The sequence below is a fragment of the Allobosea sp. LjRoot237 genome (genome assembly GCF_964253285.1).
GTDB lineage: Bacteria > Pseudomonadota > Alphaproteobacteria > Rhizobiales > Beijerinckiaceae > Allobosea.
Genome location: NZ_CAXUQP020000001.1, coordinates 2338671 through 2363352 on the forward strand (window position 1 = coordinate 2338671; position 24682 = coordinate 2363352).

Sequence of the window (24682 nt, forward strand, 5' to 3'; positions counted from 1 at the left end):
CAAACCATCCCGTGCCTGACGAGGGCGGCCGTCAGATCGGCCGCAGCAGGACGTGCTTCTTCTTGCCGAAGGAGAGCTTGATCGCGCCGTTGACCAGATCGGCCGGCGACAGTGTCGCGCGCTCGTCACTGACCTGGGCATCGTTGACACGCAGGCCGCCGGCCTTGATCTGCCGGCGGGCCTCGCCAGTCGAGGGCACGAGGCCGGCGGTGACGAAGGCGTTGAGCACGCCGACCCCGGCCTTGAACTCGGCAGACGGCACCTCGACGCTCGGCAGGTCCTGTGCGGCCCCGCCTTCCTCGAAAGTCTTGCGGGCGGTCTCGGCCGCAGCTTCAGCCGCCTCGCGGCCGTGCAGCAGCGCCGTCGCCTCGGTCGCCAGCACCTTCTTGGCCTCGTTGATCTCAGAGCCGCCGAGCGCTGCGAGCTTGGCGATCTCGGCGAGCGGCAGGCGCGTGAACACCTTGAGGAAGCGGCCGACATCGGCGTCCTCGGTGTTGCGGAAATACTGCCAGAACTCATAGGGGCTGAAGAGATCACCATTGAGCCAGACGGCGCCGCTGGCGGTCTTGCCCATCTTGGCGCCGGACGAGGTGGTCAATAGCGGCGTGGTCAGCGCGAACAGCTGCTTGCCGTCCATGCGGTGCGAGAGGTCGACCCCGTTGATGATGTTGCCCCACTGGTCGGAGCCGCCCATCTGCAGGCGGCAACCATAGCGGCGGTTGAGCTCGACGAAGTCGTAGCCCTGCATGATCATGTAGTTGAACTCGAGGAAGGAGAGCGATTGCTCGCGATCGAGCCGCAGCTTGACCGAGTCGAAGGACAGCATGCGGTTGACGGAGAAATGCCGGCCGACCTCGCGCAGGAACTCGACATAGTTGAGCTTGAGCAGCCAGTCGGCGTTGTTCACCATCAGCGCATCGGTCGGCCCGTCGCCATAGCGCAGGATGCGCGAATAGACCTTCTTGATGCTCTCGATATTGGCGTTGATCTCCTCGATGGAGAGCAGCTTGCGCTGGTCGTCGCGGAAGGATGGGTCGCCGACCATCGAGGTGCCGCCGCCCATCAGCGTGATCGGCCGATGCCCGGTCTCCTGGAACCAGTAGAGCATGGTCACCGAGATCAGGTTGCCGATATGCAGGCTGGTCGCAGTTGCGTCATAGCCGACATAGGCGGTCTGCGGCCCCTGGCGGCAGAGGGCATCGAGCTCCTCCGGGTTCGAGACCTGGTGGATGAGGCCGCGTTCGTCGAGCGCACGCAGGAAGTCGGATTTGAAGGCGGTCATGGCAACTCTCGATTCTCGGGCGACCTTTCTCATGAAAAGCGCCGTCATTCCGGCCGTAGCGAAGCGGAGCGCCGGAATCCATCGTAGAGCGCTGGAGCCTTACGATGGATCCCGGATCGGCGCAGCCTTCGGCCGCTTGTCCGGGATGACGCCCTCGTCTGTTTTGGCGATCAGGCCTTTTCCTGCTCGCTCTTGAGGATCTCTGGGCCGACCTTGCGGTCGAGATAGGCGCTGACCTGCTCCATCAGCTGGTCGACGCGGCCGTCGAAGAAGTGGTTGGCGCCCTCGACCACCGCGTGCTCGATCTGGATGCCCTTCTGGGTCTTGACCTTCTCGATCACCGCCATGACCTCCTTGACCGGCGCGACGCGGTCTTCCGAACCGTGCACGAACAGGCCGGAGGAGGGGCAGGGAGCGAGGAAGGAGAAGTCGTAGCGGTTGGCCATCGCCGCGATCGACATGAAGCCTTCGATCTCGGGGCGGCGCATCAGGAGCTGCATGCCGATCCAGGCGCCGAAGGAGACGCCGGTGATCCAGCAGCTCTTGGCCTCGGGGTTCAGGGCCTGCATCCAGTCAAGGGCGGCTGCGGCGTCGGAGAGTTCGCCGGCGCCGTGGTCGAACTGGCCCTGGCTGCGGCCGACGCCGCGGAAATTGAAGCGCAGGGCCGAGAAGCCGCGGTTCACGAAGGTGTAGAACAGGTTGTAGACGATCTGGTTGTTCATCGTCCCGCCGAATTGCGGGTGCGGGTGCAGGATGATCGCCAGCGGCGCGCCGCGCTTCTTGGCGGGCTGGTACCGGCCCTCGATCCGGCCGGCCGGTCCGTTGAAAATCACCTCTGGCATCGCATCTCGCCTTTTGTCGGGCGAGGCACGCGGGTGGCCGGCTGAAAAGCGGCGTTGCTGCCGCTGAAAAGCCTGCTCACCCTTGACGGCCCCGCCGCTCGCGCCCTACATGAAGCGCTTAGAATGGTTCTAACAGCCGTGAACAGAACTGGAACATGCAAGCGAGAGCTGCTTGCGGTTCCGGTCCATCGCGGCTCGGACGGGCGGCTATAGCACGGCGCAGGGGTGCGATTTCAAGCATTTCGTGCCGCGTCTTCGGGCAGGCCCTCCGAAGCGGAGCAAAAGCGCAGGTGTTTGCGACGACCCGCAGCTATCTCGACCACAACGCCACGACGCCGGTTCGCCCGGCCGTGGCCGAGGCGATGCTGAGTGCCTTGCAGATGCCGGGCAACCCGTCTTCCGTCCATAGTGAGGGCCGTGCGGCGCGCGGCGCGATCGAACAGGCTCGCGAGCAGGTCGCCGCGCTCGTCGGCGCGAAGGCGAGCAATGTCGTCTTTACCAGCGGCGGCACAGAAGCCAATGCGACGATCCTGTCGCCCGGCCTCAGCGATTGCAGCGGCGGGCGCGAGTGCGTGCGGGCGCCGGTGACGCTGCTGCTGCACAGCGCCAGCGAGCATCCTTGCGTGCGCGACGGCCATCGTTTCCCGGCCGGGCAGGCCGAGGCGATCCCGGTCGATGGCGAGGGGCTCGTCGATCTCGGCTGGCTCGATACACGGCTTTCGCGGTTTGCCGTAGAGCGGCCCGATGAGCGTGCGCTGGTCACAGTTCATCTCGCCAATAACGAGACGGGTGTGGTCCAGCCGATCGCCGAGGTCGTCGGTATTGCCAGGCGCCATGGCGCACTCGTGCATTCCGACGCGGTCCAGGCTGCTGGCAAAATCGCCATCGATATCAATACGTTGGGCGTCGATGCTCTGACGCTGTCCGCCCACAAGATCGGTGGTCCCAAGGGCGTCGGCGCGATCGTCTTCCGCACCGGCGCGCTCGAACTCGCCGACAAGCCCTTGCGCGGCGGCGGCCAGGAGCGCGGCTGGCGCGCCGGCACCGAGAACCTGCCTGGCATCGTCGGCTTCGGCGTGGCGGCGCAGGAGGCGGGCAGGGCGCTGGCGGCTGAGGCGGCGCGCCTGGCCGTGCTGCGCGATCAGCTCGAAGCGCGGCTCGTGGCGCTGGCGCCCGATACGGTGGTGTTCGGTGGCAAGGCTCTGCGCCTGCCCAATACCGCCGCCTTCGCTACGCCCGGCATCAAGGCCGAGACGGCGCTGATCATGCTCGATCTCGCTGGCGTCGCCCTGTCCTCGGGCTCGGCCTGCTCGTCCGGCAAAGTCAGGCGCTCGCACGTCCTGTCAGCCATGGGCATCGACCCTGTCATGAGCGAAGGGGCCTTGCGCGCCTCGCTCGGATGGACCACCTGCGAGGCAGACATCGATCAATTCATCGCGGCCTATGCCAAGGCCCTGGCCGCGAACCCGAACCGGCGAACGCAGGCGGCAGCCTGAGCGTTCTCCGCAAGAGCAAGACCGAACCGGCGGGCCTTGAACCCGCGACAGGAGTGTAGAGATGGCAGCGGTCCAGGAGACCATCGATCAGGTCAAGTCGATCGACGTGACCGAGTACAAATACGGTTTCGTCACCGAGATCGAGATGGACAAGCCCGCCAAGGGCCTGACCGAAGACACGGTGCGCTATATCTCGGCGCGCAAGAACGAGCCGGAATGGATGCTGGAATGGCGGCTCGACGCCTTCCGGCGCTGGAAGACGATGACCGAGCCGGCCTGGTCGCGCGTCCAGTACCCGCCGATCAACTACCAGGACATCTACTACTACGCCGCGCCGAAGAGCGGCGCGTCGCCGCAATCGCTCGACGAGGTCGATCCGGCGATCCTGGAGACCTACAAGAAACTCGGCATCCCCTTGCGTGAGCAGGAGATTTTGGCCGGCGTCGCGCCCGAGAACCGGGTCGCGGTCGACGCCGTGTTCGACTCGGTCTCGGTCGTCACCACCTTCAAGAAGGAGCTGGCGCAGGCCGGCGTGATCTTCTGCTCGATCTCGGACGCGATCCAGGAGCACCCCGAGCTGGTGCGGAAGTACCTGGCGACCGTCGTGCCGGTGACTGACAACTATTTCGCGACGTTGAACAGCGCCGTCTTCACCGACGGCTCGTTCGTCTACATCCCCAAGGGCGTGCGCTGCCCGATGGAGCTCTCGACCTATTTCCGCATCAACGAGCAGAATACCGGCCAGTTCGAGCGCACGCTGATCATCGCCGACGAGGGCTCCTATGTGAGCTATCTTGAAGGCTGCACCGCGCCCAAGCGCGACGAGAACCAGCTGCATGCGGCGGTGGTCGAGCTGATCGCGCTCGACGATGCCGAGATCAAGTACTCGACCGTGCAGAACTGGTATCCGGGCGATGCCGAGGGCAAGGGCGGCATCTACAACTTCGTGACCAAGCGCGGCGATTGTCGTGGCAAGAACTCGAAGATCTCGTGGACGCAGGTCGAGACCGGCTCGGCGATCACCTGGAAGTACCCGTCCTGCATCCTGCGCGGCGACGGCTCGCGTGGCGAGTTCTACTCGATCGCGGTGTCGAACGGGGCGCAGCAGGTCGATAGCGGCACCAAGATGCTGCATCTCGGCAAGAACACGACGTCGAAGATCATCGCCAAGGGCATCGCGGCGGGTAAATCCGACTCGACTTATCGCGGCATGGTCTCGGCCCACCGCAAGGCGACGAACGCGCGCAACTTCACCAATTGCGACTCGCTGCTGATCGGCGACCAATGTGGCGCCCATACGATCCCGTACATCGAGGCCAAGACCTCGACGGCCGTGTTCGAGCACGAGGCGACCACGTCGAAGATCGGCGAGGACCAGATGTTCTACTGCCAGCAGCGCGGCCTCTCCGAGGAGGAGGCGGTGGCGCTGATCGTCAACGGCTTCGTCAAGGAGGTGCTGCAGCAGCTCCCGATGGAGTTCGCGGTCGAGGCGCAGAAGCTGATCACGATCTCGCTCGAAGGCTCTGTGGGATAAGGGCGAATGGCGAGTGGCGAATAGCGAATGGTTCGCTTCGCCGCAGACCGCCACGCCATGCTTTTCCACTCGCCATTCGCCACTCGCCATTCGCATTCGGAACCTGAACAATGCTCGAAATTCGCAATCTCACCGTCAAGATCGCCGACGAGGACAAGCAGATCCTCAACGGCCTCAACCTCACCGTGAACGCCGGCGAGGTCGCCGCGATCATGGGGCCGAACGGCTCTGGCAAGTCGACGCTGAGCTACGTCATCGCCGGCAAGGAGGACTACGAGGTCCTCGACGGCGAGATCCTGCTCAATGGTGAGAACCTGCTGGAGATGGAGGCCGATGCCCGCGCCGCCGCCGGCATCTTCCTCGCCTTCCAGTATCCGCTGGAGATCCCCGGCGTCGCCACCATGACCTTCCTCAAGGCGGCGATGAACGCGCAGCGCAAGGCGCGTGGCGAGGCCGAATTGCTGACCCCGGACTTCATCAAGCAGGTCAACGCTGCCGCCGACAAGCTCAGCATCGACCGCGAGATGCTGCGCCGGCCGCTCAATGTCGGCTTCTCCGGCGGCGAGAAGAAGCGCATGGAGATCCTGCAGATGGCGCTGCTGTCGCCGTCGATGTGCATCCTCGACGAGACCGATTCCGGCCTCGACATCGACGCGCTGCGCATCGTCGCCGATGGCGTCAACGCCCTGCGCGCCCAGAACCGCGGCTTCCTGGTCATCACCCACTATCAGCGCCTGCTCGACCATATCGTGCCCGACACGGTGCATGTGATGTCGAAGGGCAGGATCGTCAGGACCGGCGGCAAGGAGCTGGCGCTCGAGCTCGAGAAGAGCGGTTATGCGTCCTATGGTGAGGCCGCGTAATGGCGCTCATCACCCCACTCAAGACCGCGGCCGAGCAGCAGCTCGCCGAGCAGTTCGCCAACATCAAGGCCGAACTGCCGGGCGCCGGCGCAATGCGCAAGCTGCGCGAGGATGCCTTCGCCGGCTTCGAGGCCAAGGGCCTGCCGCATCGCCGGCTCGAATCCTGGCGCTATACCGATCTGCGCAACCTGATGCGCGAGGCGATGCCGCTGACGCGTCGCCCGGCGCGACCGCAGGCGATCGCCGACCGGCTGGCGCTGCAGACCATCGCCGGCCGGCGCTTCGTCACAATTGACGGCGTGTTCAGCGCGGCTGATTCCGATCTGCAGGGCCTGCCGGCCGGCATCACCGCCCGCAGCCTGGCCGAGGCGCTGACCGAAACTCCGGACGAGATCGCGGCCGCGTTCGCTTTGCCCGAAGTGGCCCGTGACGACAGCGCGCTGATGCTGAATGCGGCCTTTGCGCAGGACGGCGTCGTGATTGAGGTCGCGCCCGGGACCACGTTCGACCAGCCGCTGGTACTGCTCGCGCTCGGCTCCGGCGCGAGCGAGGCCTCGATCGTCTCGCGCTCGCTGGTCAAGATCGGCGCCGGCGCCAAGGTCACGATCGTCGAATTGCAGGAGAGCGTTGGCGCGGCGCCGGTCCAGCTCAACCATGCCACCGCCTTCGTCATCGGCGACGGCGCCGAGGTCGAGCATGTCCGCATCGTCACCCGCCAGCGCGCCGAGACCGTACAGGTGCAGTCACTGCTCGCCGAGCTCGGCGCGCATGTCTCGTTCGACTCGGTCGCTGTCGCCGTGAATTGCGGCGTGCTGCGCCAGCAGAGCTTTCTGCGCTATGGCGGCGAGCATACCCGTGCGGCGCTGCGCGGCATCAACCTCTTGCGCAAGCAGGAGCATTCCGACGTCACGCTGGTGATGGACCATGCGGCCGCCCATGGCGAGAGCCGCGAGCTGTTCAAGAGCATCATCGAGGGCGAGGGCACCGGCGTTTTCCAGGGCAAGGTCGTCGTACGCCCGCATTCGCAGAAGACCGATGGCAGCATGAAGAGCCATGCGCTGCTGCTGAACGATGGCGCGACCATGTTCAACAAGCCGGAGCTCGAGATCTTCGCCGACGACGTTGTCTGCGGCCATGGCGCGACGGTGGCGCAGGTCGATGCCGAGCAGCTGTTCTACCTGATGGCGCGCGGGCTGCCGCGGCCCCACGCCGAGGCGCTGGTGCTCGCCGCCTTCGTCGGCGAGGTCTCGGACATGGTCGGCGACGAGGGTGTTCGCGAGATCGTCGGCCGCGAGATCGACGCCTGGCTGACCCAGCGCGACGGCGCACCCAAGCTAGGGGCCGCCTGATGCCTTACGTCAATCTGCAGATCACCAAGGGCGCGACGCGCGAGCAGAAGGCCGAGATCGTCAAGGAGTTCACTGAGACGCTCGTCCGCGTGCTCGGCAAGAACCCGCAGAACACCCATATCGTGATCCAGGAGATCGAGCGCGAGGATTGGGGACACGCCGGCACGCTCGTCGCCGACCGGCCCGCCCAGCCTGCCGGAAAGGCCTGAGATGAACGCGATCGCGAAGCCCTACGACGTCGAGACGATCCGCAAGGACTTCGCGATCCTCGCACGCGAGGTCTACGGCAAGCCCCTTGTCTATCTCGACAACGCCGCCTCGGCGCAGAAGCCCGAAGCGGTGATCGAGGCGATGACGCGGCTGATGCGCGAGGACTACGCCAATGTCCATCGCGGGCTGCACTACCTCGCCAACGCCTCGACCGAAGCCTATGAGGCGGCTCGCGAAAGCGCGCGGCGCTTCCTCAACGCCGCGCATATCGAGGAGGTGCTGTTCACCCGCTCCTCGACCGGGGCGTTGAACACGGTCGCCTCCTCGCTCGGACAGTATCTCAAGATCCAGGACGGCGACGAGATCATCCTCTCGATCCTGGAGCACCATTCCAACATCGTGCCCTGGCATTATTGGCGCGAGCGCCATGGCGCCGTGATCAAATGGGCGCCGGTCGACGAGGACGGCAATTTCCTCATCGAGGACTTCGAGAAGCTGATCACGCCGCGTACCAAGGTGGTGTCGCTGACCCATATGTCGAACGCGATCGGCACTATCGTCCCGATCGCCGAGGTCGCGAAGATCTGCCAGGCCTACCGCATCCCGCTGGTCGTCGACGGCTCGCAGGGCGCGGTGCATCTGCCGGTCGACGTGCAGGCCCTGGGCTGCGACTTCTACGCCTTCACCGGCCACAAGACCTATGGGCCGACCGGCTCCGGTATCCTCTGGGGCAAGCGCGAATGGCTGGAGAAGTTGCCGCCCTATGAGGGCGGTGGCGAGATGATCGCGACCGTCAGCGAGGACGCGATCGTCTATAACGATCCGCCGCATCGTTTCGAGGCCGGCACGCCGGCGATCGTCGAGGCGGTGGGGCTGGGCGCCGCGCTCGACTACATGATGGCGCTGGGGCGCGAGAATATCGCGGCGCACGAGGCCAGGCTCAACGCCTATGCCATGCAGCGGCTCGGCGAGATGAACTCGATCCGCATCTTCGGCAAGGCGAAGGAGAAGGGCGCGATCATCGCCTTCGAGCTCGCCGGCGCCCATGCCCATGACGTCGCGACGGTGATCGACCGGGCCGGCGTCGCGGTCAGGGCCGGCACGCACTGCGCCATGCCGCTGCTCGCCCGCTATGGCGTGACCTCGACCTGCCGTGCGTCCTTCGGCCTCTACAATACGCTGGAAGAAGTCGATATATTGGTGGGAGCCCTGCGCAAGGCGGAAGAGCTGTTCTCATGACGCTCCGCCTCGTGCCGACCGGAAGTTTAGCGATGACCGAGAGCGTTGCCGAAGACCTCAAGCCGAATGCGCCGACCATGGGCGCCAGCTCGGGCCTGCCGCCGGAGGAGATCGACCGGCTGACCGACGACATCGTTGCGGCGCTGAAGACCGTCTACGATCCGGAGATCCCGTCCGACATCTACGAGCTCGGCCTGATCTACCGCGTCGACATCGCCGACGACCGACAGGTCGCGATCGACATGACGCTGACCGCGCCGGGCTGCCCGGTCGCCGGCGAGATGCCGGGCTGGGTCGAGAACGCGGTCGGCGCCGTGCCGGGTATCTCGGGCGTGACCGTCAACATGACCTTCGATCCGCCCTGGGACCAGTCGCGCATGTCGGACGAGGCCAGGGTCGCGCTCGACATGTGGTGAGCGCGGAAGCTTCACCACCCTCGCAAACAGGAAAGGCCGCTGCGACGCAGCGGCCTTTTTTGTTGTCGTGATATCTGTCAGAAGCCGAAGTTGAAGCCGGCCTTGACGATGTCGCCTGCGGTGCGGGTCCGCATGGTTGCGTACTGGCCAGGTGCCAGCCCGGTGAAGTCCTGCAGCATCATTCGTTTCTGGCCGAGCTCGTAATGGGTGTAGTCGAGCCGGACCGACATTCCGGGCGCGATCGCATATTCGACGCCGCCGCCCAGCGCCCAGCCGTGGAAGATGCCCGAGCGCGAGCCGCTGGCGGCCGAGGTGGTTTGCAGGTTGTCGGGAATGATCGAGCCCTTCTGCTCGACCAGGCCATAGGCGTAGCCGCCGGTGCCGTAGATCAGGAAGTCCCCGAGGGCGACACCGGCACGGACGCGCACTGTGCCCAGCATCGAGAGTTCGTTGCTGGAGCGGGTGGTGAACTGTGTGCCGGGATTTGCGGAGGCGCTCTTGGCGCCGCCGAGGCGGGTGGCGGAGAGGTCGGTCTCGGCACCGATCACGACCGCGCCAATCTGATAGTTGAAGCCGAACTGGGCGCCCCCAACTGCCCCGGTTCCTTCTGGCGTCAGGCTGCGCGGGACCGCCGACTGATTGATCGCCCAGGGAGCGAGCGTCGGCGTACCGGGGATGGTGACGCTCGACGAGTTGGTCGACGTGCTGGTGGTCGTGGTGGTCGTGTTGGTCGTCGCGGTCACGGTCGTCGTGACCGGGATGGAATCGTTGATGGTCGTGAATGTGCTCGTCGACGTGGTCGTGGTGTTCGCGACATTGGTCGTCGTGCTGGTTGAGGCGCTGGTCGTCGTGGTCGTCGGAGACACCGTCGGACTGCCGAAGGGGCCTCCGACCGTCGTGCGGCCGCTTTGCTGTCCGCTGCCGAGTGAGCCGCCGACATAGAAGCCGGTCCAGCGCGGCCGGCCGGGCAGGATGACCGGCAGGGCCGGTGCATAGATCGGCGGCGGGGGAGGCGGTGCGGTCTGCGGCTGCCGCGGCATGCCGGGGCGGCCGGGCGAGCGCGGCGTATAGTCGGCGCGGCGGACTCGCGGCTGCTGCAGGGCGGGGCAGACCGGGCAGGTCTGCGCGACCTGGACGCGGTTGCGGCTGGGCGCGGTGGCGGCCAAGCGCAGGGCCTCTCCCACGTGCTGTGAGCCGGGATAGAGACGGGCGAAGAGCTTGAGGGACTCGGCGTCGCCGGCGAGCACGGTCTCGGCCCAGGCGGTTTCCTCGGTCCGCTGCGACAGGATGCGGTGCAGCCGCAGCGCGCTCTGATCGTCTGGATTGGTGTCGAGGGCGCCGCGGTAGATGTCACGACGATCCCAGGCGATCGCGGTGCGATAGGCGTCGGCTGGCGACATGGCGCGCAGCGCTGCCACGGTCGGGCGGGTCGCGAGCGGGACGGCGCCAGCAACGGCCGGCTGAGCCGGAGGCGCGCCCGCCGGACGCTGGAAGAAGCTGACATCGGTGATCAGCGAGGAGGTGTCCCAGGGAATCTGGATGCCGTTGGTGGCATCGTAGACGGCGAGGCGGATGCGCCGGAAGACCTGCTCGACCGGCAAGCCGGGCTCGCGCGCCTCGCGCAGGAAGGCGGTGGTGAAGGGGCTGTTGGGGCCGGTGCCATCGGCTGCGGTCGATCCCGGCGAGGTCGCGAAGGCGACGAAGGTGCCACTATTGGAGTCGATGCGGGCCAGGCCGGCTTCGCTGCGGATACCCTCATTCGCACCGTCGACCATCTGCAACGCCAGGCCGCGGGAGAGTTCGCGCGCAGCGAAGGGGTTGTTGCGGCAGGCATCGAGGATCGCGATCTTCGACCGGGCGCCCGCCGCGTCGAGCTTGCGCAGGATTTCCGTCAGCGAGAGCGACTGGTTCGGGATATTCGCCGAGGTTTCCGGCCGCACATCCGTCGGCAGGATGTAGTTCGCGCCATCGAGCTGGACGGCGTGGCCGGCATAGTAGACCAGCGCGGTCGAACCGGTGCCGCCCTGCCTGACCTTCTCGACGAAGACGTCGAGGGCGCTGCGCAGGCCAGCGAGCGAAAGGTCGGTCGCCGTGGTGACGTCGAAACCGGCCTCCTGCAGCATCGCGCGCGTCGCATTGGCGTCGTTCAGGGCGTTGGGCAGCTTCGCAATGTTCTGGTAGGCGCCGTTGCCCATGACGAAGGCGAAGCGGCGTTGTTGTGCCGCCGCGGGCGATATTGCAAGAGAAAGGGCGCTCATGATGGCAGCAAGCGCCAGGAAGACGCAGATGGGTAGCCGCAAGCGTGTCCGCATGGCGCCTCCTCGGCGACCCCGCTTGGGACCGGAGCCGCAGCCGATTCGTGTCGTACCGTCAGCCAGGTGAGCTTAGCTGCCGTTGCGCTGCGAACAAGATTATGTCGCGAAGTCGACGCATGAGGAACGCAGTGTGCGTTCCGCCGCGGTCGACTGAACGATCCGATCGACGCACTCGGGAAGCGAGCCGCTGAGTTCGCCATTGCGAGAGGCGCTTGCCAGGGGCCACGGCGAGAACGGCTGTAACCGTCACAAGATCCGGTCGACGCTCCCCGGAGGCGCTCCATGACCGCAAGGCTAGCGGCGGACGAAGGAGGAGCGCAACCCGCCTGTCGCTAGGGGCGGATAAAACTGGATTTTCGGGGTCACTTTCCTTAGGGTGACGCAGGGAATGGTGCCATGACCGCAGTTGTCAGATTTTGCGCACTGATCGCTCTTCTTGCGCATTTTGTCGCCCTGCCGGCGCTTGCCCAGACCCAGGAGCGCCGCGTCGCGCTGGTGATCGGCAACTCCGCCTACAAGAACGCGCCCGCCCTGCCCAATACCCCGAATGACGCGCGCGACACCGCCGAGGCGCTGCGCAAGGTCGGCTTCGAGGTGGTCGATGGTGTCGATCTCGACAAGCGCGGCATGGATGCCGCCGTGTCCCGCTTCGCGCGCCTCGCGCAGGATGCCGACGCGGTGATGTTCTACTATGCCGGCCACGGCTTCCAGTTCAACGGCGAGAACTTCCTCGTGCCGGTCGAGGCCAAGATCGATGACGAAGTCTCGGTCCAGTACGAGACGGTCAAGCTGAGCGAAGTGACGACCGCGCTCGGCTTCGCCAAGGGCGTCAAGATCATGGTGCTCGACGCCTGCCGCAACAATCCCTTCGTCGCTCAGCTCTCGAAGAAGCAGGTGACGCGCAGCTTCTCGGTCGGCACCGGCCTGGCGCCGATCGTGAAGGCGCAGGGCATGGTGACGGCGTATGCGACCCAGGCGAACGATGTCGCCGCCGATGGTTCGGGTCGCAACAGCCCGTTCACGGCGGCGCTGGTGCAGGAGATCAAGCAGCCGGGCCTTGAGATCGCGACCCTGTTCCGGCGCGTCCAGAAGGCGGTCTACGATTCCACCGGCGGCAAGCAGACGCCGGAGCTCTCGCTCTCCCTGCTCGGCGATTTCTACCTCAATCGCGAGGAGACCGACGCCGATATCTGGAAGCAGCTGCGCAGCAGCGACAACGCCGCTGAGATCAAGGCCTTCATCCAGCGCTTCCCGACGAGCTTCTTTGCGGTCGACGCCAAGACGCGGCTCGACCTGATCGAGCGGCGCAGTGCCTCGCCCGATCATGAGAAGAGGGAGCAGGAGTTCGCGGCGCGCGAGAAGGAGCTGCTCGATCGCGTCCAGAAGGCCGAGAAGGACCGGCAGCAGGCCGCGGTCGATCTCGCCGGTCGCGATGCCGGCAAGGGCGATGGCGAACGTTCCGTGCCGAAGCCGGGCGAGACCCCGGCGGCGAAGCCTTCCGATGCCAGCGAGCGCGACCGCCTCGCCAAGGAGCTTGCCAAGCGCGAGCAGGAACTGGCGGCGCTCGAGGCCGAGAAGGCGAAGCTGATTCAGGAGCGCCAGGATCGCGAGAAGGCAGTGGCGACCCGTAATGACGCCAGCGGCGCGACCGAGCTACCGGTGCCGCAAAAGCCGCTGTTGCCCAGCACGAGCGCGCGCCCGCAACGGCAGGAGCCGCGCGAGCTGAAGCCGCAGCAGCGCGTGGTGCTCGACCGCAAGTCGACCGGCATCCTGACCGGTGGCGTCGAGCCAGAGCCGGAGCCGCGCAATGCTCGCGGTCGCCGGCCGAGCAAGCCGGCCGCCGCGACCGATTGTGCTGATGCCCTGCGGGCCCAGATCGGCGGCAGCGCTAATAACTGCCGCTGAGACCGTCTCGCGCCGACAGCGGCGAGGGCAAGGGGCTGGCGAGCGCGGGCTGACGATCGTTCGCGGGCTCAGACCGTCTCAAGAATGACTGAAATTGCAGTCCAACGCATGCGATAGGCGGATCTCCTCGATGAACGACATGGCGACGAATCCCTACGACGCAGTCGCCTATCCCGGGCATGCCTTCGCGCAGACGCACCCTGCGCATCTGGCGACGATCGCGCATATCCACGGCATGACCCCGGCGCCGACGACGGCAATGCGCGTCCTCGAACTCGGCTGCGGCCGCGGCGGCAACCTGATCCCGATGGCGCTGCAATGTCCAGGCGCAGAACTGGTCGGCATCGACCTGAGCGGGCAGGCGATCGCGCACGCCAAGGCGGATGCCGCGGAGCTCGGCGCCACCAATGTCAGCTTCCACCATCTCGACATCATGGCCGCGTCGGCTGCGCTCGGCCGCTTCGACTACATCCTCGTGCACGGGGTCTATTCCTGGGTGCCGCAGCCGGTGCGCGAGCGGATCATGGCGCTCTTCGGCGAATTGCTGACGCCGCAGGGCATCGCCTATGTCAGCTACAACGCCCTGCCGGGTTGCCGGCTGCGCGACCTCGCACGTGACGTCATGCTGTTCGAGACGCGCGACATCGATGATCCCATCGAGAAGGTCCGGGCGGCGCGGGCGGCGATCAAGCGTTTCGCCGAAGCGACCGATGCCGAGACCTTCTATGGCGCGGCCCTGCGCGAGCGCATGAAGCAGATCGAGACGATCCCGGACAACGTGCTCTATCACGACGATCTCAACCCCGGTGCGCGCGCCTTCGCCCTGCACGAGGTGCTGGCGGCGGCGGAGCCGCACGGGCTGCAATTCCTGGCCGAGGCGTCCTTCCCGAACAATTTCGGTGGTGCCCGGGGACCGGCGCAGCAGGTGCTGAACGAGATACCGATCACGGAGCCGCTCCGACAGGAGCAATCGCTCGACCTGCTCATCGGCCGCTGCTTCCGCCAGACCTTGCTCTGCCGCGCCGATGTCGCGCTGCATCGCGGCTTCTCGCGTTTCAGCCTCGAGCCCTACCATCTCGCGGCGAGCGTCAGCGAGGTCGAGGAGAAGGATGAGAAGCGGCCGGAGGCCGTGAGTTTCCTGTTCTCGGAAGGGGTGCGCCTCGCTTTGGACCTGCCGGCTGCCATCGCGGCCCTGCGGGCGCTAGGCAAGGCCTGGCCGGGCAGCATCAGCCATGGCGAGCTTGCGGCACTGGCCTTGCACGAGGCGAAAGACAGCCTGGGCCCCGATCTCGCCCGCGAGAAGAGCCGTCTCAACGAGGCGCTGACCGCGATCTATCGGGCCGGCCTGCTCGAGGTCAATCTGGAGCCGCATCGGCTGACAACGCGCATCAGCGAGCGGCCGCTCGCGAGCCTGTTGGCGCGGCGCCAGGCACTGACCAGCCAGGAGGTCACCGATCTGCGCCATCGTGCGGTCGCGCTCGACGGAGTCGTCGTGCGCAAGTTCGTCAGCCTGCTCGACGGGACACGGACGCCGGCGATGCTGCTCGACGAGGTCAACGCCTTCCTGACGGAAGCACACGCCTCCGGCGGTGATACCTCGGCTCTGCCGAAACAGGCTACGGCAGCGGAAGTCGACATGCATTTGAAGGATGTCGCGCGGCTGGCGTTGCTGGCAGGCTGAGCTTGTTGCAAGGAGGCCGCCAGCTTATTGCGGAGCGCGGCAGCAGCGGTAGCGAGGGATGAGTCAGCGCTTCAAGCAGTTTCAGGCCGCATTCCAGGAGGATGCCTGCCTCGAAACCATCATGCAGGCGCGACAGGGCGGCATCACGCTTGCCTGCTCCGCCTGCGGGAAGACCGCGGCCTTCGCGCCGCGGGTGAAGCTGCGTGCTTATGCCTGCCCGCATTGCGGTTTCCTGGTCTCGCCCTGCAAGGGGACGCTGCTGGAGAGCCGGCGCATTTCGCTGCAGCTCTGGTTCTTCGCGCTCAAGGCGTTGACCGAGCAAGGCCCGCGTGGCGCGGCGACGACTGTGGAACGCGAGGGAAACATCCCTTCCCAGCAGGCGCGCCGGATGATCGCCGAATTGCAGGAGGCGGCCGGCAAGGACGGCAAGGCGCCAGACTGGCTCGTGGCCGCCCAAAAGTCGGTGATCGGAAGTGCGAATGTCACGAACGTCGCTGCCGGCGTGCCCTTTACCGCGATGGATGGAAGCTCCCGGCTCCGGCTCGTCTCCCTTCTTGGGGGCGGTGCGCTGGTTCTGGCCATCGCTGGCGGTGTCGCAGTTGCGACCCTGAGGCCGGGGTCGACCGAGCTGAGCGGCGGGTTCGAGCCGATGGAAAGCGTCGAGGCGCCATCGCTGAAGGCGCCGACCCGGCCTTCGCTGATCCTGTCCTCGGTCGAAGGCGATCTCGAAGCCGCGCGACAGGCGACGCAGTTCGCCCTGAATGCCGACCCATCGCTCAAGGCGATCACCGAGCAGGTGGCGCCGGCGGGCGGGTCAAATCAACCGGCAATGCCGATACCGGTCATGCCGCCGTCGAACATCATCCTGGTTCCGCCCAGCCTGCCGGGCAAGCCCGGCGCGCCTGCGGCGGCGCGAAGCCAGCTGCCGCAGGCGCCGGTCAACTATAACGGCGATCCCAACCAGGTCCTGACCTTCGGGCCGATCAAGATCCGCCGGCATCTGGTCGAGATGATCGTCAGGGCAGGGCGCGTCGTCGGCGCCGATCCGACCTTGCTGATGGCGGTCGCCGACAAGGAATCCTCCTTCTCGACCGCGGTCCAGGCGAAGACCTCCTCGGCGACCGGACTCTACCAGTTCATCGAGCAGACCTGGCTCGGCGTGATCTTCGAGTTCGGCCGCAAGCACGGGCTCCATGCTGAGGCCGCTCTCATCGGCCGCAATGGCCGGCAGTTCGTCATCGCTGATGCGAACGAGCGCCAGCGCGTCCTCGATCTTCGGCGCGAGCCCTACCTCTCGGCTTTGCTGGCGGGGGAGATGCTGAAGCGCGACACGCTCAGGCTCGAGAAGGCGATGGGCCGCCATCTCACCGGCGGCGAGATCTACCTGATCCATTTCCTCGGGCCGGACGCGGCGCAGACCTTCATCGAGACGATGGAGGAGACGCCGGGAGCCAGCGCGGCAGCGCTGCTGCCGCGCCCGGCCGAGGCCAACCGCCCGATCTTCTATGCCCAGGCCGGCGGCGAGACCAAGACGCTCTCGGTCTCCGAGGTGCACAAGAAATTCGACGAGATGATCAAGGTCAGGCTCGACCGCTACAAGGTCGTACGTGGACCCGCAGCCGCGCCGGCGCGGCCGCAGCAGAAATAGGGGCCGGAGGCGAATACCGGCCAGGCCGGGCCAAAGCGATCGCGGGCGCAGCGAATTTGCCGCGAAGGTGGCGATGGCCCATCATCAACCAGTCGCAGAGGCGAGGAGACGACGATGGCGAAGAACCGGTTCGAGCAGGTCGACGAGCCGCAGCCCGATGCCATCACGCTGAGCCTCGGCCAGCGCGACGGCAAGAGCTTCATCCGCATTGCCTGTCCGGCCGAGCTGGCCGCCGGCCATCTCGCCAACGACTTCGTCAGCGACGAGCTTGACCCGATCGAAGGGTTCCGCTCGGCCGTCCGCCTCGCCAACGAGATCAAGGCCCCGATCGTGGTCGAGGACGGCGAAGGGCTCTGGCAGGATGAATGGGGCGAGCTCTTCCGGGAGGACTGACGCCACCGCGTCATGCTCGGGCTTGACCCGAGCATCTCAGGACACGTGAGGCGTCGGCAGGAGCGCTCTCGTCACGAGATTCTCGGGTCTGCGCTTCGCTTCGCCCGAGAATGACGCATCCGGTAATCACTCGATCCGGAAATACTTGATGCCGATGCCGACCTTGCCGCCGGCGCGGGCGATGTCCTGGTGCAGGCCGGGGAAGATGTCGCCGGCCGGAGCCGGATTGGGGCCTGACAAGGCGGGCAACGGCGCCTGGCTGACGAGCGCCAGCACGGTCTGCGGCCGCACCGGGGCGCCGGAGGCGGCGGTCGATTCCAGTTTCAGGCTGAAGCTCGCCTTGCTGCCCTCGCGGCGCGTGTAGTTCGCGAGGTTGTAGACCAGCCCGTCATCGCCGATGAGCAGGATGTCGAGATTTCGGCTCGGGTCGCTCTCGACCGTGCCCGAAAGCGTGTCGCCGCTCTTGATGGTGAAGGCGCCGATCTGCATCACCGGGCTGCGGTCGATGCCGCGGCCGAGCTGGCGCAGGAAATCGACCATTGGGCACTGCGCTGTGGTGATCGTGCGCAGGCTGATCTGTGCCTCGTAGCCTTGCGCCTTCTTGAAAGCGCCGTCGAAGCCGACGAAGGGCTCGGCCGAGCTGCCGAAGCCTTCGATCGTGGCGCGCTTGTCGGCGATCGCCGTCGGCCACAGGAAGAAGCAGGCGCCGCCGTCATAGTCGGCGACATAGCGCGCGGTCCGCTCGGCAGCGGTGCGCGGCTCGGGCTCCGGACCGGACGGTGTCGGCAGCGGGACGGTTGGTGTCGGCTTGGGACCGGTCGTCGACGCTGGGCTGGGCGGCGGTGAGGTTGGCGTCGGGTTCAATTCCGGCGGGGCAGGTGCGGGCGGCTGTGGCGGCGCAGCCGGGCCGGGAGCCGCCGGCGGCTGCAGGGTGGGTGGCTCGTTCTGGCTCGCGGGTTGCGGCGACGGTCCCGGAGTGGCCGGCGGAACCGGGTTTGCCGGGGTGAGCTCGGGTGGCGGATTGCCCGATCCCGTGCCTGAGGGAGCGGGCGGGCGATCATCGCTCAGGGCAGGCGGCGGAGTGTTCATCGCCTGCTGGATCGGGGCTGCTCCACCCAGCATCTGCCAGGCGACGAAGCCGCCGCCCGCGAGGAGCGCGAGTGCCGCGACCCCGGCGACCAGCGGCCAGGGAAAGCCACGCTTGCCGCTGGATCCCGCGCTGCCCTTGGCCTGCCAGGCGGCGACCTCGGCCATGTCGGCGTGGCGATCCTTGGGATCGGGCGCGAGCATGCGCGCCAGCAGCGGGCGGATGCGCTTGTCGATGGCCGACAGATCCGGAACGCGGCGGCGCTTCTCGAGGATCTGCATCTGTGTCCCGCCCATATCGAGCGGGCGGCCGCCGAGCGCCTCGGCGAGCACGAGGCCGAGGCTGTAGATGTCGGACTTGCCGGTGACCTCGGCGCCGTAGAGGCCGAGCTGCTCGGGCGAGACGTAGTTGTACTTGCCGGCAAAGCCGGAGCCGATCACGGTCTTCTCGGCCAGCTTCGACTTGGCGATGCCGAAATCGATGATCTTGGCGCGGATGACCTGGCCGCCGGGCAGGATGATGTTGTCGGGCGAGACGTCGCGATGGGTGATGCCGAGCATATGGGCGGCATGCAGGCCGGACGCGATGCGCCGGCGCAGCAGGTCGACCTCCTCGAAGGGCAACGGGCCCTGCTTCAACCGGTCCGACAGCGGCTGGCCATCGACGAACTCCATGGCGAGATAGGTCGCCTGCGTCGCGGGATCGACGGTGAAGACGTAGTAGCGGACGATCGCCTCATTGTAGAGGTTGTGCAGCGCCGACGCCTCGTTGCGGAACAGGGCGAGGACATTGGCGTCCTGCGCCATGTCGGGACGGACGATCTTGATCGCGACGGCGTCGCCGGTCTGGATGGCGCGGCCTTGATAGACCTCGCCCATGCCGCCGGTCGCGATCAGGCGCTCGATCTCGTAGATGCCGTTCAGCCGCACGCCCGGCGCCAGACCGGTGCGCGGCAGGAAGACTGTGCGGTCGGGGTCGCTCATGGCGCATCGCTCCGGCGCTGGCGCATGTTCGGCACCCAGCGCGTCTTCTCGGTTCCGCCGTCGTGATGATAGCGCACCACGATCACGGTGACATTGTCGGTGGCGCCGCGCTCCAGGGTCAGCGCCAGCAACGCGTCGCTGGCGGCCTGCGCGCCGCCCGAGGAGGCTGCCTGCAGGATCTCCTCGTCGCGGACATGGTCGGTGAGCCCGTCCGAGCAGAGTACGAAGACGTCGCCGCCTTCGAGCTCGCCATGGTCGATCTCGAGCTCGGGCCGATCGTGCACGCCGATGGCGCGGGTGATGACATGCCGCCGCGGCCAGGTCCGCGCCTCCTCGGCGGTCAGCAAGCCGCGCTCGATCATGTCCTGCGCCTCGGTGTGATCGCGCGAGACCTGAGTGATGCCGTTGCCGCGCACGAGGTAGATGCGGCTGTCCCCACACCAGACGCAGGCGAAGTGGCGGCCATGGGCGAGTAACACGGCGAGGGTCGCGCCCATGGTGGCGCCGTCATGCTCGCGGATCTTGCGGCGCAGTTCCGCATTGGCCTCGATCACGCCGCGCTCGAGCCGGTCGAGCAGTTCGGCGGCGGAGGCGGCGGGGCCGATGGCGGAGAGGCTCGCGGCCACCGTCGCGCTCGCCATGGCGCCGTTCTGATGGCCACCCATGCCGTCTGCGACGGCCCAGAGGCCATGTTCGGGCCGGACGACCAGATTGTCCTCGTTATGGCTGCGCACGCGCCCGGCATGGCTGACTGCGCCCGTCTCGAAGGCGGCGCCGGGGCTGTGCTCGTTCATGCTGTCGATCCTGCACCGAGGAAGGCGTCGAAGCGTCCGGTCAGAAGGCCGGTGAAGAGATAGGGACTCGGCAAGCCCTGGCCGACCAGAGCGAGCGGCTCAAAATCGTCGCCGCCGACCGTCCAGAGATAGCTGGCATGGGCGTAAGAACGGGTGTGATCCTCGACCCGCAAAGCGGTGAGCCGTGCCGGGAAGGTAGCTGAATCGAGCGCGCTGACGATCGTTCCGTCAGAGAGCCTGACCATGTCGGCGGGCGGGGCGGCCATGAGATCGTCACTCGGCATGGCGAGCCCGCCGAGCGCCTGCGAGACCGCTTCAAAGCTCGCCTCGGGTTCGAGCGCGTGCAGCAGGAAATCCTCGGCCTGCGCGAACCAGGCGTCCTGTGGGTCGAGTTCCGGTGGCGGGATCGCCGCGCCAGGGCCGGCGAGAGCGAAGACCGTCAGCGGGAAATAGCGGCCGATGCCGTCGACCGACGGCATGAAAGCACCGGCGACCGTCGTCCCGCAGAAGGCGCTGCCGAACCAGAAGCGCCAGATCGGAGCGTTCAGGAAAGCATTCTGCCAGCCGGTGCCGAGCTCGACCCGGCTGGCCGTAAGACCGCCCTGGAGCCAGGGCTCATAGGCCGAGAGAAAGGCGGTGGGGGCACCCAGCGCGATGAAGTCCCGTTTGCCGGGAAGCTTCCCGAACAACCCGCACGCCATCTAAGCGCTCCTAACGGAATCTGGAGGGGGCGCGACGCCGGCAATTCGTTTGCTCCGCCAGGAGCGGCGCGCAGCCGATACCGTTGGTATCGGCAAGCAGCGCGACGCCGCGGGCGGGCGAATTCCCGGCGCCGAAGGTGGGCTTTGGAGGGCCGCCTGCGGCGTCGAAGCGACTTGCCGATACCGAAGGGTATCGGCTGCGCACTTCTCCTGGCATTCGTCTCCTCCAAAGCCCATCGAGACCCCTCCAGATTCCGTTAGGAGCGCTTAAATCCCCGCCGGACAACGGATTTCGCGCAGTGCCGGCAGCACCAGCGGGTTCTTCAGCGAGCCGACGCCGAACTGATAGCCGACCTGGCGACCACTGGCGGCGAGCGTGAAGACGACATTGTCGCCCTGGCGCAGCACCGAGCCTGCATCGAGCAGGCGGAAGAACGACCAGTCGCCGTCGCGCTCGAACATCTTGACTTCGCTCGGCGCAGCCGGGGTCGGGCTGTTGGAGAAGAAGCCGCCGCCGAAGATGCCGCCGGCATTGTTGTTGCTGGTTGCGCCACCGATCGCCAGGATGATCGAGGTCTTCTTCAGCCCCGCGCCTGGCCACATCACTGGCGTCGGCGTGTTGACGCCCTGCTGGCTGGCGACTGTGAAGCCGTTGATCTCGAGCTTGGCGCTCTGCGCATCGGAAGAGATGGTCGTGGGCACGACCACCATCTGGAAATTGGGCAGGTTGCCGCCGGTCGGGAAGAAGGCCTCGCGGATGTCGCTGGCGCGCTGGAATTCGCGCAAAGTGGTCGGCGAGAGGGCGCGGGCGACCCGGCTGTCCTGACGCCAGCTCCAATTCTGGCCGGACTTGTCGATATAGGGGTCGAGCCGCTCCTTCATGAACTTGTCCATCGTGCCGCCGGGGGCGAACAGGCTGGCGAAGGCGGTGAGCGGAACGTCGCGCGTCGAGCCCTTCACGAAGGGATAGCGATTGGTCAGGATGTCGGCGCACTGGCGCGCGACGTCGCTGGCGAGGGCCTGGCGCAGCAGCGAGACGGTCGCGCCGGTGGCATCGCCCTCGAAATCGTTCACGGCAGCGACGATCATCGCGTCGAACGGCGCCGGGTAGCGCGAGGAGTTGCCGCGCAGTGAGGCGATCAGTGGCACCAGCGCCGCATTGGCGGCGGCAGCCTGCGCCGGCGTGGTCGCAGCGATGGCGAGGTTCTGGTTGATCTCCGCGAAGATCTGCAGCGCCTGATCGACCGGCCGCTTGCCGCCATCGCCTTCGACCAGGACGTGGAAGGCCTTGAACTGAGCCTCGATATTGGCGCCGAGCGCCTCGCCGCCACCACCGCCCGAGAGCACGCGATCGACGCCGGGCGCACTGAGCGGCAGACTGGTGCCGAGGCGGCTCAGCGAATAATTGGCGCGCTGCTCCAGGGTCTTGGCCGCATGGTCCGCGACCTGACCGGCCATCTTCTCGGTGGCCTGCGCTCCGGGGGGGCGTTTCGGCGCCGCGCGCTCCTTGGTCAGCTGCGTCTCGTCGCGGATGGACTCAAGTAGCTGCTTGAAGGGCGAGGTCGGTGCGGCGATCGCCGAGAGCGCGATGTATTTCGGCTTGTCGGCATTGAGGGGCCGCAGCTTCAGCCGGCGCAGCGTCCGCTGCCAGGAGGCGGTGAAGTCGCGCGCATAGAGCTTGAGCAGATCCTGGAACAGGCTGGCATATTGCGAGGTGATCGCCGCCTGGTCGGCATTGTCGCCCAGCACCCAGCGCTCCTTTTCGATGCGCTCGCCGATATCGCCGAGCCGGTCGACGAAGGCACTCTGGAAGCCGTCATAGGTGTAGAAATAGGGCACCCGGATCGAGTCCAGATCCTCGCCGGAGACGCCCTCGAAGACCAGCCGTGCATCGGAGCCGCCACGGATCGCCGCGACCCAGTCGCGGCTGGCGTTGCGCCCTTGCGTGCGCAGCAACTCGTAGGCGCGTTCGGCGATGCTGAGCCGGCGCAGCGTGCGCTGGCTGCTCTCGATCAGCGGCTGGTTGAGCTTGACCACCGGCTCGCTGCCGTCGTCGAGATCGAGCAGCGCGATGAGATGCTCCTCCAGCGCCTCGCGCCCCTTGGCATTGGCGGCGCCAGGGAAGAGGTTCTCGGCCCAGTCGAGCCGCATCCAGGCAAGCACGAGGTCGCGGTCGAGCGGAGCGCGGCCGCCGACCATCAGGTAGACCTTGAGCGCCTCGTAGATGAAGCCGGGGTTGTTGACGTTGGCTTCGAGCTGCTCTTCCAGCCGGAAGATGATGCGCGAGCGCAGCAGCCGCTCCAGCGCCTGATGGTAGCTCTCCTGCGCCGCCGATTGCAGGCGCTCGCGCTGGCTCAGGCCGAAGGTGGCGGCAACCGGCGTCGGCTCGTCCTTGTCGGCGTAGCCGGCCGGCATGTGGCGCAGCTTGTGCAGCAGCGGCAGGACGCGGCTGAAATTACGGTCGGACAGCGTCGTTTCCTGCAGCACCGGGGCGGCGCTGGAGCGATAGTCGGCGAGGCCGTAATTGCTCTGATTGATCAGGTCGCTGTTGCGGGCATAGCTTGTCCACCACATGCCGCCGAGCGCCAGCGAGACCAGCGCGACCGCGCTGAAGCCGGCGATGCGCATGAGGGTCGAGCGGCGGGCGGCGCGCAGATCGGTCGAGACCCAGCCGGATTCGCCGATGATCACCTTCTGGATCAGGTCGGTGAGGAAGAAGCTCTTGCCGCGGCCGGAATAGCTGCCGGAATCGGCATGCTCGCTGCCGAAATTGCGCGAGAGCGCGCCGATCAGCTGGTCGATCGGCGTGCCTTCCTGGGTGCCGGAGGTGAAGTAGAAGCCACGCAGCGTCGCGCTCGACTGGTAGCGCGTCGGCTCGAAGACCCGGCCGAGGAAGTCGTTCACGATCGGCTTCAGCGCCGCCATCTGGCTCGGCAGGCCGAAGAGCTTGGCGCGGGAGGTCGGGTTGTGCTCGTCCTGCAGGCGGTCGGAGAGGCGCTCGTTCAGGCGCTCGATCAGCGCGTCGAATTCCGGCGGCACGTCGCCGATCATGTTGCGGGTCTTGTCGACGGTCTGGAAGGTGTGGCCCCAGACCATGCGCCGCTGCGGCTCGGAGAGCGCGGCGAAGAACTCGTTGAAACCGGCGATCAGGTCGGTCTTGGTGAAGACCGCATAGACCGGGAAGTCGATCTTGAGCCGCTCGTTGAGCTCGAGCAGGCGGGCACGGATCGCCTCGGCATGGGCGGTGATCTCCTCCTGCGAGGAGGTCAGCAGGTCCTCGACGCTGATCGCGACCATGACGCCGTTGATCGGCTGGCGCGGCCGGTTGGACTTGAGCAAATCGAGGAAGGAGAGCCAGCTCGTCCGCTCGGCCTTGGTGTCGGTGTCCTGGGTGGTGTAGCGGCCGGCGGTGTCGATCAGCACCGCCTCCTCGGCGAACCACCAGTCGCAATAGCGGGTGCCGCCATTGCCGGCGACCGCCGCCGGCGCCTGGCCACCGCGGGCGAGGGGGAACTTCAGTCCCGAATTGACCAGCGCAGTCGTCTTGCCGGCGCCGGGCGGGCCGATGATGACGTACCAGGGCAGGTCGTAGAGATAGTCGCCGCCATCCTTGCCGCGGGTGCGCCTGAGCGTCGCCAGCGCGTCGCGCATGCCGGCGCCGAGCGCGGCGCCGTCGCCGGTTTGCGATTCCTCCTTGGCCATCGCGTCGGAGAGCGCGGCGACGGCCCTGCGCCGGCTGATCACGATCCAGGCGATCCAGCCGAGCGCGCCGAGCATCAGGATCAGCGCGATCGGCAGCCTGACCCAGAACGATTCGAACGGACGCACTTCGCCGAAAGCGACGAAGGGGCCGCCGAACCAGATCAGCAGCGTCAGCGCGAGTGCGCCGACAAAGATGGCTGCGATCCTGAGCCACGTCGCGAGATTCATCGTCTGCCCGTCTC

Annotated in this window: 18 protein-coding genes; 11 read left to right on the plus strand and 7 right to left on the minus strand. The window is 66.9% G+C overall.

Annotated elements, in window-relative coordinates:
- Positions 1 to 31 precede the first annotated feature (31 nt).
- Complete coding sequence (tyrS, locus tag ACSQ24_RS11405; protein ID WP_436094781.1) at positions 32 to 1282, minus strand: tyrosine--tRNA ligase; 1251 nt, start codon at positions 1280 to 1282, stop codon at positions 32 to 34.
- A 170-nt stretch (positions 1283 to 1452) separates the two neighbouring features.
- Positions 1453 to 2124 (minus strand): alpha/beta hydrolase, encoded by a 672-nt coding sequence (locus ACSQ24_RS11410; protein ID WP_436094782.1) that lies wholly within the window; start codon positions 2122 to 2124, stop codon positions 1453 to 1455.
- A 290-nt stretch (positions 2125 to 2414) separates the two neighbouring features.
- Between ACSQ24_RS11410 and ACSQ24_RS11415 the strand changes: the two genes are divergently transcribed.
- From ACSQ24_RS11415 to ACSQ24_RS11445, 7 genes are all read left to right on the plus strand, one after another.
- Entirely contained in the window at positions 2415 to 3620 is a 1206-nt protein-coding gene (locus ACSQ24_RS11415; RefSeq protein ID WP_436094783.1) for a cysteine desulfurase family protein, read from the plus strand.
- A 61-nt stretch (positions 3621 to 3681) separates the two neighbouring features.
- A complete protein-coding gene (gene sufB, locus ACSQ24_RS11420) occupies positions 3682 to 5154 on the plus strand; it encodes a Fe-S cluster assembly protein SufB (protein ID WP_436094784.1) in 1473 nt (490 codons plus the stop codon).
- Positions 5155 to 5264: 110 nt separating this feature from the next.
- On the plus strand, positions 5265 to 6017 hold the full coding sequence (sufC, locus tag ACSQ24_RS11425; RefSeq protein ID WP_436094785.1) for a Fe-S cluster assembly ATPase SufC: 753 nt from the start codon (positions 5265 to 5267) through the stop codon (positions 6015 to 6017).
- The gene (locus ACSQ24_RS11430) at positions 6017 to 7366 is read left to right on the plus strand and encodes a SufB/SufD family protein (RefSeq protein ID WP_436094786.1); all 1350 of its coding nucleotides are present in this window, start codon (positions 6017 to 6019) and stop codon (positions 7364 to 7366) included. Before sufC ends, ACSQ24_RS11430 begins: the two co-directional genes overlap by 1 nt.
- A complete protein-coding gene (locus ACSQ24_RS11435; RefSeq protein WP_436094787.1) occupies positions 7366 to 7575 on the plus strand; it encodes a tautomerase family protein in 210 nt (69 codons plus the stop codon). The genes ACSQ24_RS11430 and ACSQ24_RS11435 overlap by 1 nt, the downstream gene beginning before the upstream one ends.
- Position 7576: 1 nt before the next feature.
- Positions 7577 to 8815: a cysteine desulfurase gene (locus tag ACSQ24_RS11440; RefSeq protein ID WP_436094788.1), complete on the plus strand. Its 1239-nt coding sequence runs from the start codon at positions 7577 to 7579 to the stop codon at positions 8813 to 8815.
- Between the two features lie 77 nt (positions 8816 to 8892).
- A complete protein-coding gene (locus ACSQ24_RS11445) occupies positions 8893 to 9231 on the plus strand; it encodes an SUF system Fe-S cluster assembly protein (protein WP_284173073.1) in 339 nt (112 codons plus the stop codon).
- A 77-nt stretch (positions 9232 to 9308) separates the two neighbouring features.
- Here ACSQ24_RS11445 and ACSQ24_RS11450 read toward each other — a convergent pair whose 3' ends face one another.
- Entirely contained in the window at positions 9309 to 11543 is a 2235-nt protein-coding gene (locus ACSQ24_RS11450; RefSeq protein ID WP_436094789.1) for a caspase family protein, read from the minus strand.
- Positions 11544 to 11942: 399 nt separating this feature from the next.
- Here ACSQ24_RS11450 and ACSQ24_RS11455 point away from each other — a divergent pair, with 399 nt between their 5' ends.
- The 4 genes from ACSQ24_RS11455 (at position 11943) to ACSQ24_RS11470 (ending at position 17173) form a co-directional block, all read left to right on the plus strand.
- A complete protein-coding gene (locus tag ACSQ24_RS11455; protein ID WP_436094790.1) occupies positions 11943 to 13451 on the plus strand; it encodes a caspase family protein in 1509 nt (502 codons plus the stop codon).
- A 139-nt stretch (positions 13452 to 13590) separates the two neighbouring features.
- A complete protein-coding gene (locus ACSQ24_RS11460; RefSeq protein ID WP_436094791.1) occupies positions 13591 to 15132 on the plus strand; it encodes a methyltransferase domain-containing protein in 1542 nt (513 codons plus the stop codon).
- Between the two features lie 58 nt (positions 15133 to 15190).
- Positions 15191 to 16780 carry a transglycosylase SLT domain-containing protein gene (locus tag ACSQ24_RS11465; protein WP_436094792.1) on the plus strand — a complete coding sequence of 530 codons (1590 nt, stop codon included), beginning with the start codon at positions 15191 to 15193 and terminating at the stop codon, positions 16778 to 16780.
- A 114-nt stretch (positions 16781 to 16894) separates the two neighbouring features.
- Entirely contained in the window at positions 16895 to 17173 is a 279-nt protein-coding gene (locus ACSQ24_RS11470; protein ID WP_436094793.1) for a hypothetical protein, read from the plus strand.
- A 126-nt stretch (positions 17174 to 17299) separates the two neighbouring features.
- Here the strand turns inward: ACSQ24_RS11470 and ACSQ24_RS11475 are convergent, their stop codons facing one another.
- From ACSQ24_RS11475 to tssM, 4 genes are all read right to left on the minus strand, one after another.
- Positions 17300 to 19243, minus strand: a complete 1944-nt coding sequence (locus ACSQ24_RS11475) for a protein kinase domain-containing protein (protein WP_436094794.1) — start codon at positions 19241 to 19243, stop codon at positions 17300 to 17302.
- On the minus strand, positions 19240 to 20037 hold the full coding sequence (locus ACSQ24_RS11480) for a PP2C family protein-serine/threonine phosphatase (protein ID WP_436094795.1): 798 nt from the start codon (positions 20035 to 20037) through the stop codon (positions 19240 to 19242). The genes ACSQ24_RS11475 and ACSQ24_RS11480 overlap by 4 nt, the downstream gene beginning before the upstream one ends.
- Entirely contained in the window at positions 20034 to 20738 is a 705-nt protein-coding gene (gene tagF, locus ACSQ24_RS11485) for a type VI secretion system-associated protein TagF (protein WP_436094796.1), read from the minus strand. The genes ACSQ24_RS11480 and tagF overlap by 4 nt, the downstream gene beginning before the upstream one ends.
- Positions 20739 to 21005: 267 nt before the next feature.
- Positions 21006 to 24668 carry a type VI secretion system membrane subunit TssM gene (gene tssM / locus ACSQ24_RS11490; RefSeq protein ID WP_436094797.1) on the minus strand — a complete coding sequence of 1221 codons (3663 nt, stop codon included), beginning with the start codon at positions 24666 to 24668 and terminating at the stop codon, positions 21006 to 21008.
- Positions 24669 to 24682: the final 14 nt, after the last annotated feature.